Below are 11800 nucleotides of genomic sequence, written 5' to 3' on the forward strand. Positions count from 1 at the left end.
TTCTTCCCATAAAAAACCTCCTAGTAGAAAATCTAATTTTAATTAATTAGACTGTCTACTTTGGAAGTATCATATCACATTGGTCGCCTTTTTTTTAATACTAAATGATGATAAAATATACTTTAAGAAATTCGTAAGAATTATATTAGCTATATTTTAAGATTACCATACTACTATATAAATATAGGCGAAGGGAATAGAAAGAGGTGCGTTTATGTGGATCAAGTGAATATATTAGTGGTTGATGATGACAGAGAAATAGCAAATGCAATCCAAAAGCTTTTAGAATTTGAAGGATACAAGGTTATTAAGGCATATAATGGTATGGAAGCTTTAGATGTACTGGTTACAAATAACATTCAATTAATATTATTAGATGTAATGATGCCAAAGCTGGATGGACTTTCAACTACAATGAGGATTCGACAGGATAAAAACATTCCAATTATAATCCTATCGGCCAAAACTGAAGACAGTGACAAGATATTAGGTCTGTCCATGGGAGCTGATGACTATGTAACAAAGCCATTTAATCCTCAGGAGTTAGTAGCCAGGGTAAAAAGTCAGCTAAGAAGATATATGCAGCTTGGTGATATGGGAAATATAAAAAATTCATCTCAGATTGTAGTTGGAGGTTTAAACATTGATACAGAAACTAAACAATTTAAAGTTGATGGAGAATATGTTAAGCTAACTCCTACAGAATTTAAGATTATGGAATTTTTGATGAGCAATGCTGGGATTGTATTTTCTGCAGAGCAAATATACGAAAGGGTTTGGCATGAAGAAGCCTATTCAGTGGAAAATACTGTAATGGTCCATATAAGACGCATCAGAGAAAAAATCGAAATTAATCCTAAGGAGCCTAAATATTTAAAGGTGGTGTGGGGCATTGGATACAAAATTGAGAAATGTTAGCAGAAATAAAGCAACAAAATTAATAGCATTTATTTTAACTGTAATACTGATTACTGCAGCAATGCTACAAATACAATATGTTTCGTATTTGGATATGACGTTTGAGTCATTATTTGTAGAGAAATATAAGGATAGTGAGTATTTCTTTTATAAAGATGTGGATCAAGCATTGAATAGAATTCTTTATTTTGATTTAATAGAAAATAAAGATGAAATAAAGAAGTTACCACAGAATTTGAACTACTATTATTATATAAGTGACGGAGAAACAACATTTACAAATGCTGAGAATAAAGATAAAAGCTTTTTTGAACAAAATGATAAAGCCTTTTACGCTTATGAAAATGGCAGATGGTCTTTTGGAGAAAACACCAATGGCCAGTGGCTACACTCCAATAGATTTAATGATGAATATACAATATACATTGCCTTCCCAGACGAATATATGGAAGCAAATCAACAGGAATGGGAAAATAATAAAAATACAATTTTTCCATTTTTAGTTTTAATCATAGTATGTGTTGTATTAGCCTTTATACTTACAATCTATTTAATGTTTGTAACAGGTAGAAAAGAAGATGGTGAGCTTCATCTATGGAGAATTGATAAAGTATATACAGAGATACATGTAATTGCTTTAATGAGTATTATAGCAATTTGGTTTTCAGTTAGATTTGATGTGCTTAACATATATTCAAATATAGCAAATGGTTTAAGTATGGATCAAATCTATTCTTTAGTTATGTTTGGAGTAACAACTGCTATTATGTCATCATTAGGTCTAGTCATACTCCTTTCTATGGTTAGAAACATGAAGGCTAGAAAGTTAATGAAGCAGAGTATGATTTATGTAGCATATTATAAGATAAAAGATTTTCTGAAGAGTCTATTTGATGGAAGAAAATTTAAGAAGTTCCCTCTAACCAGGGCTTTGTTCTATAGACAGCTGGCATTTATAATTACTAGTGCAGTATTAGTATTGTTAACATTTATATTCATAATTGTTCCTCCTCTTATTATAATACCGCCAATTATTGAAATGGTAATTATATACTGGTATATTAAATACAATAATAGAACCTACGAAGAAATCAATAAAGGATTTGATGAGAGCTTGGAGGATCAGATGAAATCAGAAAGAACCAAGGTAGAACTGATAACAAATGTTTCTCATGATTTAAAAACGCCTCTGACTTCAATAATAAGCTATATAGACCTGTTGTCGAAGGAGGAAGATTTATCTGAAACTGCAAGAGATTATGTGAATATATTATCTGACAAATCCAATAGGCTTAAAAATATTGTTTCAGACTTGTTTGACCTAGCTAAAAGTACAAGCGGAGATATTAACCTTGATTTGGAAGAATTGGACTTGAAGAAGTTAATTGAACAGACTCTAGGTGATATGGAAGGTGAAATAGAGAAATCAGGATTACAAATTAGAACAAAACTGCCAGATAAACCTGTAAATATAATGTCAGACGGTAAAAGACTATATAGGGTATTTCAAAATGTAATAGACAACGCTTTAAAATACTCCCTTAAAGGAACAAGAATATATGTAGAATTAGAAGAGATTAAAGGTAAAGCAGTAGCTACAATTAAAAATATAGCAGGCTACGAAATGGACTTTACAGCTGAAGATATACTCCAGAGATTCAATAGAGGAGATAAATCCAGAACAACAGATGGCAGTGGTTTAGGCTTATCCATAGCCCAAAGCTTTACAAATGTATGTGGTGGAGACTTTAAGGTAGATATAGATGGAGATTTATTTAAGGTAATAATTAAGTTTAATATTGAAAAGTAGAGCGACCTTTATGTTGTACTAAATTTTAAAAGAGAAGGAAATTAAATTATTAAAAAACAATTCTCTGACGTTAGAGAATTGTTTTTTAATTCCATATTTGATAAAAAATATTATTAATTAAAGAGGAATTTGTATAAGTTTGTAGAATAAATATATCACAGAATCAGTTTACTAAAAAATCAATGAAGATAAATTGTAATGCGGAAATCTCCATTGATAGGTACAGGTAAATGTGGGAGAGTCTTGTTGTCTTATACATAAGATAAATTTAGTAAGTAGAGGTGAATTAGTATATGAGATATTTTATTGATAAGCTGAATGTTAAATATTGGGATCAAATTAAAGATATTTATATACAAGGAATTGAAACAGGAAAATCAACTTTAGAAACAGAAGCTCCAGATTGGGAAAAGTGGGATGAAAGCCATATTGATTCATGTCGAATAGTTGCTAGAAATGGAGATACTATATATGGTTGGGCTGTATTAAGGGCTGCTTCTAACAGACGTGTCTATAGTGGTGTAGCAGAAGTAAGCATTTATGTTGGTTTAAAATATCAAGGCAAGGGAATTGGGACAAGTTTATTACAAAAGTTAATAGAGTTATCAGAAGAACATGGATTTTGGACATTACAGTCTATTATATTTCGTGAAAATGAAGCAAGCATATCATTGCATAAAAAGTGTGGTTTTAGAGTAGTAGGAATTAGAAAGAAGCTAGGAAAGAGAAAAAATGGAAACTGGCAAGATGTAGTATTGATGGAAAGAAGAAGTACTAAGGTTGGTATTGAGTAATATTCTCGAACCTTGATTCAGAAATACAGTTAAGATTGGAGGAAAGTATGTTTGAGGTCAGAACAATTAAACCAGAAATGACTTATAAAATTAGGCACAATGTCCTACGCCCGTACCAAACAATTGAAGATTGTAAATATGATACAGATAACGAGGATAAGGCATTTCATGTTGGAGCATTCTATCTAGGAAAGCTGATAAGCGTTGCCTCCTTTTGTGTCGAGAGGAATCCTGATTTTCCTATTGAAAAACAATATCGATTGAGAGCAATGGCAACCATTGAGGATTTTCGAAAGTTAGGGGCTGGAAGAACAGTAGTTAACTATGCTGAAAATTTGATTAAAAAACAGGGTTTTAACTTTTTATGGTGTAAAGGAAGAACTAATGTACTAGGATATTATAATAAATTAGGTTTTAAAGTATACGGTGAAGTATTTGATTATCCGTCTATCGGTCCCCACATCATTATGTATAAAGAATTAGGTGTTATCAAAGAAAGACATCACAAATACTAAAACGTTATAAGAAATGGGAAGAAGTGTAAAGTTAGCAGTTTTAGGAGGAATTCTGATTAATCTCATCTATTTTAGCTGCCAATATAAAATCATTCTCATGCAGGCCACCAATCTTATGAGTCCATAATTTTATTATAACTTTTCCCCATGAAAGATATATATCAGGATGATGACCTTCTTTTTCAGCTAATATTCCTACTTTATTTGTAAAATCCAATGCTTCCTTGAAATTTTTAAACTTATATGTTTTTTCTAGTTGCTTATTATCTATAACTTTCCAACCGTCTTTAAGAGATTTATACAGTTCTTTTATTTCTTCTTCCACTAAAGTTGGAGCACCAATACTACATGGAATACACCTTTTATTAGTTAAATTAGCCATTATTCCACCAACTTTCTAAAGAATATATATGTTTATATATACCCTTAACTATAAACAGTTATCAGAAATATTGGATTTTATATGCATTATAATTTTTTATCGTTCATAAATGAATGATAAAATAAAAAAGACTAGTGGTATAAAAAATTATAAGGAGCTGAGATGTTTATGAAATATAAGAATTCAATTACTGTATTAGTTTTATTTATTGCTATAGTTGCAATTATAGCTACTACTTTGGGAATATTTTCTAATAAAGGCAATGTATAACATCCTTAGTACTTTCCGTATTAATTCTTAGAAGTATTAAAGTAGATACCGTTACTAACCAGTAAACTATTATATGTGGAGGATAATTTAATGGAAATGGGAATTGCATATACATCAAATGGTGCTATAGAATATACTTTAAAGGGGAATGGACCAGTTATATTAAATTTACATGGTGGCCATTCTAATTGCCAAGAAAAATTGGGCTATAATTCTTTAATAAAATCTGGTTATTCTGTTTTAACTCCTTCTAGACCTGGTTATGGAAAAACTGCATCTTTAGTTGGTGAGACTCCAGAAAGAACAGCGGATTCTATGATTGCCTTATTAGATTATTTACATTTGGATCAAGTATTTGTTATTGGTGTTTCCGCTGGAGGACCAACAGCTATTGTATTAGCATCAAAATATCCCAATAGAGTTAAAAAACTTATTTTGGAATCAGCAATAACTAAAACATGGCTTACTAAGAATGATGTAACCTATAAAGTGGCAAAGATAATTTTCAATCCAAAACTACAAAAGTTAACGTGGTTTTTGATTAAAACTTTTAATAATTTATTTCCAAAGTTTTTTGCAAAGATGTACTTATCTCAATTTTCAACACTCAATAATAAAGAAATCATGAGTAGAATGACAGAAGAAGATATAGAAGAAATAAGAAAATTAAATAATAGATATTCATCAGATAAAGGATTTATTATTGATTTGGGACATGATGTTGAACAAAAGAATTTAAAAAATATAATTATTCCAACCTTAATAATTCATAGTAAATACGATAAATCTGTCCCTTTTGAACATGCAGAATATGCACATAAAAATATTAAAGACTCAAAATTATACATGAATGATTTTTGGGGACATTTAATATGGATTGGAAAGGGAAAAGAGAAAAGAAATAAAATTTTAATTGAGTTTCTAAACGAAAAGGGAAACGAAAAGTGAGCTTTTTGGAACCATTGAGATTATGACAGATAAAAATTATTCTTATCAAAAGGGTTCACATTACTAAAAACTTTAAAAAAGGATGGTAAATAAATGAAACAGAACTATGACTATGAGCATTTTAAAGCAAGTGCAGATTATATACTTAATAAAATTGACTATAAACCAAAAGTAGCCATTATATTGGGCACAGCCTTAGGATCACTGGCAAATGATATCAAAGATCCTGTAGTTATAGATTATAAGGATATACCAAATTTCTTGGTTTCAACAGTAGAATCTCATGCAGGGAAACTAATATTAGGTGAATTGAATGGTAAAAAGATAGTATGTATGTCAGGCAGATTTCACTACTATGAAGGGTATGATTTTGAGCAATTAGTAATTCCAATAAGAGTATTACATTTGTTAGGAGTAAATACAATAATACTTACAAATGCATCAGGAGCTGTCAACACTTCATATAAACCCGGTGAAATAATGATTATTAAAGACCATATCAAACTTATGGGTGCTAGTCCTTTGAGAGGACCAAATATTGAAGAATTTGGACCAAGATTTTTTGACGTTTCAGATATGTACACAAAAGAATTAAGAGAATTGGCTAAGAAATGTGCTGAGAAAGTTGGTATGAAATTAAATGAAGGCGTATATTTTTTCTGGCCAGGGCCACAATTTGAAACACCTTCTGAGATTAAAGCAATTAGAAGTTTAGGAGGAGATGCAGTAGGAATGTCTACAGTAACAGAAGCTTTAACAGCAGCACATTGTGGCATGAAAGTCTTAGGATTATCTTTTATCAGCAATATGGCAGCAGGTATTCTGAAACAGCCAATAACATCAGAAGAAGTCGATGAAACAGCAAAGCAGTTTTCAAAAAAATTCAAACAGCTAGTTGGAGAGATTATTAAAAAAATGTAAATAGTAACCAAAGAATAAATATTTAAAGGAGAGATTACGTGCTAAGAGAAGACCATGATTTAGCTTTTATGCTTAGATATGAAAATGTTGCATGGTATGAAAATGGAAAAGTTAAAATATTGGATAGAAGAGTGTATCCAACAGAAGTGAAATTTGTGATATGTAATACTCATGTAGAAGTAGCACATGCTATTGCTGATATGGTGACACAAAGTGCAGGACCATATACAGCAGCCGGAATGGGTATGGCTTTAGCAGCCTATGAATGTAAGAATATGGGCAAAGAGGATATGTGGAAGTACCTTGAAAAGGCAGCGTACACATTAGCCCATGCAAGACCTACAACTGTTAATAGAATGAGCCAAGTGACAAGGGGATGCTTAAGAGCTGCTAAAACTGCAATTGAAGAAGATGGAAAAGTAGATGAAGAAATATTTGAACACACCATAGATTCATTAAACCGCAGATATTCTACAATGGAGAAGGTAGCAGAGTATCTTGTAGATATGTTTCCTCATAAAGGAAATGTTATGACTCAATGTTTTGGAGAAACTATAGTTGGTATGATGCTAAGAGTAACTAAAAAAAGAAACAAGGAGATTAAATTATTCGTGCCTGAAACCAGACCATATCTTCAAGGTGCAAGGCTTACTGCAAGTGTCGCATATGATCAGGGATTTGATACGACAGTAATCACTGACAATATGCCAGCATATACTATGGTTACTAAAAAGATTGATTTATTCACATCTGCAGCAGATGCAATCTGCATGGATGGACATGTGGTCAATAAGATAGGGACATATCAGATAGCCATTGTAGCGAAGTATCATGGAATACCTTATTTTGTAACTGGTATACCTGATGCAGAATATGAAACCATCTCAGAAGTTACCATCGAGGAAAGAAACCCTAATCTGGTATTAGAAGCGAGAGGAAAAAAGAACACCATGGAAGGAGTCAAAGGATACTACCCATCATTTGATATTACGCCACCAAGTTTAGTAAGTGGAGTGGTTACCGATAGAGGTATTTTTGTACCCTATGATCTTCATAGGTATTTTGAAGATGAAACCGGTGAATTCTACTAATAGGTATTAGAAAAGGGGCAGAAATCAATAGGTCTATTATAGAAATAAGGATTTTACCTTTAATATGTATTATTATTCTAATTTGTAAAATACTAGAATTAGAATATAATATGGAGGTATGATATGGCTAAAATAATGAGAACTATGGATGGAAATGAAGCCGCTGCCTATATTTCCTATGCTTTTACAGAGGTAGCAGCTATATATCCAATTACGCCGTCTTCGCCTATGGCTGAATTGGTAGATGCCTGGTCTAGTACTGGAAAGAAGAATTTATTTGATCAAGAAGTGAAGGTCATAGAAATGCAATCAGAAGCAGGAGCTTCTGGGGCAATACATGGGTCTTTGCAAGGAGGAGCATTGACTACTACATATACATCATCCCAAGGACTCTTACTTATGATACCAAATATGTATAAAATTACTGGAGAATTGTTGCCAGGAGTTTTTCATGTAGCGGCGAGAGCGCTATCTGCCCATGCTTTAAGTATATTTGGTGATCATCAGGATGTAATGGCAACTAGACCAACTGGATTTGCAATGCTATGCTCAAATAGCGTTCAGGAATCAATGGATTTAGCAGGAGTAGCCCATCTTTCTGCTATAAAGGGAAGAGTACCTTTCTTGCATTTTTTTGATGGATTTAGAACTAGTCACGAAATACAGAAGATAGAAGTCATAGAATATGATGATTTGAAAAATCTATTGGATATCAATGCAGTAGATGAATTTAGAAATAGGTCCTTAAATCCAGAAAGGCCTGTACTAAGAGGTACTGCTCAAAACCCTGATATATATTTTCAACAAAGAGAATCAGCAAACCCCTATTTTGAAAGAATACCAGATATAGTAGAAGATTATATGAATGAAATCAGTAATATTACTGGTAGAGACTATAAACCATTTAATTACTATGGAGATCCGGAAGCTGAAAGAATAATAGTTGCCATGGGTTCTGTATGTGAAACCATTGAGGAAGTAATAGATTATTTAAGTGACAAAGGTGGAAAAGTAGGATTAATTAAGATACACCTTTATAGGCCATTCTCAGCAAAGCATTTCTTCAATGTATTGCCAAAAACAGTGAAGAAAATTGCAGTACTTGATATGACCAAAGAACCTGGCTCTATAGGAGAACCCCTATACCTGGAGGTTAAGTCGTTGTTCTACAATTCTAATATGAACCCATTAATAGTAGGAGGAAGATATGGATTAGGGCAGAAAGATACTACATCTGCACAGATAATTGCAGTATATGAAAATTTAAATAATTCAAATCCAAAGGATAGATTTACTATAGGTATAGTAGACGACATATCCAATACATCATTGGAAATAGAAAAGAAAATAGATACATCTCCTGTAGGCAATATCAGATGTAAATTCTGGGGATTAGGCTCTGATGGTACAGTAGGAGCCAATAAAATGGCAATTAAGATAATAGGTGATAATACCGATATGTATGCCCAAGGATATTTTGAATATGATAGTAAAAAATCTGGGGGAACCACGATTTCTCATCTAAGATTTGGGAAAACACCTATTAAATCTGAATACTTAATATACGATGCGGATTATGTATCCTGTCACAATAAATCATATTTGTATCATTATGATATATTGAAGGGTTTAAAGGATGGAGGAACCTTTGTATTAAACTGTCCCTGGAAGGTAGATGAACTTGATGAACATTTACCAGCGCAGATAAAGAAATTTATTAAACAACATAATATAGATTTTTACATTATAGATGCAGAAAAAATTGCACAAGATATTGGGTTAGGTAAAAGGATAAATATGATAATGCAAGCAGCATTCTTTAAACTTATAAATGTTATGCCAGTAGAAGAAGCTGTAAAACATTTAAAGGAGTTTGTTGTAAAGACATATGGAAGAAAAGGGGAAGAGATAGTTGAATTAAATTACCAGGCCATTGATAAGGGTATAGACGGATTGGTTAAAGTAAATATACCAGATAGTTGGACTGATGTAGAAGAAGTAGAAGAGGAAGGGATAAAGGATGAGCCTGAGTTTGTAAAGAGAATACAAAGACCAATGGCTAGACATGATGGAGACGACCTTCCAACTTCAGCATTTGTTGGCATGGAAGATGGAACATTTCCACTAGGAACTTCTGCATATGAAAAAAGAGGGATTGCATTAATGATTCCTCAGTGGCAAACTGAAAATTGTATACAATGTAACCAATGTTCCTATGCATGCCCGCACGCTGTAATTAGACCATTTTTATTGGATGAAGAGGAAAAGAAAAATGCTCCCGAAACGTTTGAAACTAAGAAAGCAGTAGGAAGAGGATTAGAAAACTTAGAGTTTAGAATACAGCTTAGTCCATTAGACTGCACAGGGTGTGGAAACTGTGCTGACGTATGTCCTGCTCCAGAAAAGGCATTGGTAATGGTAGATGCAGATAAAGAAATAGAAAGACAAAGGGATAATTGGGAATATGTAGCTAGAAATGTTACTTATAAAGATCACCTAATGCCTAAGACTATGTTAAAAGGTAGTCAGTTTGCTAAACCTTTGTTAGAATTTCACGGAGCTTGTGCTGGATGTGGAGAGCCAGCATATCTAATATTAGCTACTCAACTATTTGGTGATAGGATGATGATAGCTAATGCAACAGGATGTTCTTCCATTTGGGGGGCAAGTGCACCAAGTATCACATATACAAAGAATCACAACGAAAAAGGACCTAGCTGGGGTAGCTCACTATTTGAAGATAATGCTGAATATGGTCTTGGGATGCATCTGGCAGTAAAACAGATTAGAGACAAGATTAAGAAACTGATGGAAGAAGTAATTGCTGCAAATATAAGTGATGAATTAACCCAGATTTTCACTGAATGGATAGAAAATATTGATGATGGTGAAAAAACTAAACAGTTATATCAGAAGATTATTGACACTTTAAATAAGAAAGAGTATAAGGATGATAAAGTTATTCGGGAGATACTTAAGAGAAAGGATTTTCTAGTTAAGAAGAGTATGTGGATAGTAGGAGGAGACGGTTGGGCCTATGATATAGGATATTCAGGATTAGACCACGTATTAGCTTCTGGTGAAGATGTGAATATACTGGTATATGATACGGAGGTGTATTCAAATACAGGAGGTCAATCCTCAAAAGCCACACCTACTGGTTCGGCAGCTAAATTTGCATATTCAGGAAAGAAAACCAAGAAAAAGGATCTAGGGCTGATGGCAGCAACCTATGGGTATGTTTATGTAGCGCAGGTTTCATTAGGAGCAAATATGAATCATACATTAAAAGCCATAGTAGAAGCAGAATCCTATAAAGGACCATCCTTGATAATTGCTTATGCCCCTTGTGTAAATCATGGTATAAAACTAGGTATGGGTAAATCCGTTGCAGAAGAGAAGAGAGCAGTTGAAGCTGGGTATTGGCATCTTTATAGATATGATCCAAGACTTAAAGAGCAGGGAAGAAATCCATTTGTATTGGATTCGAAAGAACCAAATGCTTCTTACAGAGATTTCATATTAGGAGAAGTAAGATATTCACAAAATAAGAATACATTCCCTGAATTAGCAGAAGAGCTATATAAAAAATCAGAGGAAGATGCAAAAGCAAGATACGAACTCTATAAGAAGTTGTCAGAAATAAAATGAAAATGAATGCTTAATTAGAATGAGAAATGTATTATATTAATATTAAATTTGATAAATTTTTGATATAATGCTATAATGTAAAAAAATAATATTCCTTCAGGGCGGGGTGCGATTCCCCACCGGCGGTAGAGCCCGCGAGCCGATATTCGGTTGACTTGGTGAGATTCCAAGGCCGACAGTATAGTCTGGATGAAAGAAGGCAATAAATAACTATAAAATGATTATATAATAATTATTTTTGCAATATCAAAAATGGTAATTAAGCCCTGAAATTTATTTCAGGGCTTTTAATTATTTTTGGAGGTATAGATATTATGAATGATGAACATTTTATGAGACAAGCTTTAGACTTAGCACAAAAGGGAATGGGATTTACAAGCCCTAATCCTCTTGTAGGGGCAGTGATTGTAAAAGATGGAATTGTAATTGCTAGAGGATATCATGAAAGATATGGAGAAAGTCATGCAGAGGCCAATGCAATAAATAGCGCAGATCAAGAT

At 32.8% G+C, this 11800-nt stretch carries 10 protein-coding genes and 1 riboswitch; of the genes, 9 read left to right on the plus strand and 1 reads right to left on the minus strand.

Annotation, left to right across the window (positions count from 1 at the left end; all coding sequences use genetic code 11):
* The first annotated feature begins 216 nt into the window (after window positions 1-216).
* The 4 genes from K8M07_RS12185 to K8M07_RS12200 all read left to right on the plus strand — a co-directional run bounded on the left by K8M07_RS12185 (window position 217) and on the right by K8M07_RS12200 (window position 4037).
* Window positions 217-918, plus strand: a complete 702-nt coding sequence (locus tag K8M07_RS12185; protein ID WP_411741973.1) for a response regulator transcription factor — start codon at window positions 217-219, stop codon at window positions 916-918.
* Window positions 893-2728 carry a sensor histidine kinase gene (locus K8M07_RS12190; RefSeq protein ID WP_223379323.1) on the plus strand — a complete coding sequence of 612 codons (1836 nt, stop codon included), beginning with the start codon at window positions 893-895 and terminating at the stop codon, window positions 2726-2728. The genes K8M07_RS12185 and K8M07_RS12190 overlap by 26 nt, the downstream gene beginning before the upstream one ends.
* Window positions 2729-3021: 293 nt before the next feature.
* Window positions 3022-3522, plus strand: a complete 501-nt coding sequence (locus K8M07_RS12195) for a GNAT family N-acetyltransferase (protein ID WP_223379325.1) — start codon at window positions 3022-3024, stop codon at window positions 3520-3522.
* Window positions 3523-3569: 47 nt separating this feature from the next.
* Window positions 3570-4037, plus strand: coding sequence for a GNAT family N-acetyltransferase (locus K8M07_RS12200; RefSeq protein WP_223379327.1), 468 nt, complete (start codon window positions 3570-3572; stop codon window positions 4035-4037).
* Between the two features lie 40 nt (window positions 4038-4077).
* Here the strand turns inward: K8M07_RS12200 and K8M07_RS12205 are convergent, their stop codons facing one another.
* Window positions 4078-4419, minus strand: coding sequence for a 4a-hydroxytetrahydrobiopterin dehydratase (locus tag K8M07_RS12205; RefSeq protein ID WP_223379329.1), 342 nt, complete (start codon window positions 4417-4419; stop codon window positions 4078-4080).
* A 360-nt stretch (window positions 4420-4779) separates the two neighbouring features.
* Between K8M07_RS12205 and K8M07_RS12210 the strand changes: the two genes are divergently transcribed.
* The 5 genes from K8M07_RS12210 to K8M07_RS12230 form a co-directional block, all read left to right on the plus strand.
* Window positions 4780-5637 carry an alpha/beta fold hydrolase gene (locus tag K8M07_RS12210; protein WP_223379331.1) on the plus strand — a complete coding sequence of 286 codons (858 nt, stop codon included), beginning with the start codon at window positions 4780-4782 and terminating at the stop codon, window positions 5635-5637.
* Window positions 5638-5730: 93 nt separating this feature from the next.
* A complete protein-coding gene (locus K8M07_RS12215) occupies window positions 5731-6558 on the plus strand; it encodes a purine-nucleoside phosphorylase (protein ID WP_223379333.1) in 828 nt (275 codons plus the stop codon).
* Between the two features lie 38 nt (window positions 6559-6596).
* Window positions 6597-7649 carry an S-methyl-5-thioribose-1-phosphate isomerase gene (locus tag K8M07_RS12220; RefSeq protein ID WP_223379335.1) on the plus strand — a complete coding sequence of 351 codons (1053 nt, stop codon included), beginning with the start codon at window positions 6597-6599 and terminating at the stop codon, window positions 7647-7649.
* 123 nt (window positions 7650-7772) lie between these two features.
* Window positions 7773-11300, plus strand: a complete 3528-nt coding sequence (nifJ, locus tag K8M07_RS12225; protein ID WP_223379336.1) for a pyruvate:ferredoxin (flavodoxin) oxidoreductase — start codon at window positions 7773-7775, stop codon at window positions 11298-11300.
* A gap of 88 nt (window positions 11301-11388) precedes the next feature.
* A riboswitch (FMN riboswitch) is annotated at window positions 11389-11505 on the plus strand.
* A gap of 109 nt (window positions 11506-11614) precedes the next feature.
* A partial coding sequence (locus K8M07_RS12230; protein WP_263282556.1) for a deaminase occupies window positions 11615-11800 on the plus strand: 186 nt, incomplete at its 3' end.

Origin of the sequence: Schnuerera sp. xch1, assembly GCF_019931165.1 — a bacterium.
In the GTDB taxonomy this organism is placed as follows: Bacteria; Bacillota; Clostridia; order Tissierellales; family Tepidimicrobiaceae; genus JAIOUP01.

What these genes read in the sequence shown, in the direction of transcription:
- K8M07_RS12195 (WP_223379325.1), top strand. Translation starts at nt 3,022, where the DNA reads ATGAGATATTTTATTGATAAGCTGAATGTTAAATATTGGGATCAAATT.
- K8M07_RS12200 (WP_223379327.1), top strand. Translation starts at nt 3,570, where the DNA reads ATGTTTGAGGTCAGAACAATTAAACCAGAAATGACTTATAAAATTAGG.
- K8M07_RS12205 (WP_223379329.1), bottom strand. Translation starts at nt 4,419, where the DNA reads ATGGCTAATTTAACTAATAAAAGGTGTATTCCATGTAGTATTGGTGCT.
- K8M07_RS12210 (WP_223379331.1), top strand. Translation starts at nt 4,780, where the DNA reads ATGGAAATGGGAATTGCATATACATCAAATGGTGCTATAGAATATACT.
- K8M07_RS12215 (WP_223379333.1), top strand. Translation starts at nt 5,731, where the DNA reads ATGAAACAGAACTATGACTATGAGCATTTTAAAGCAAGTGCAGATTAT.
- nifJ (WP_223379336.1), top strand. Translation starts at nt 7,773, where the DNA reads ATGGCTAAAATAATGAGAACTATGGATGGAAATGAAGCCGCTGCCTAT.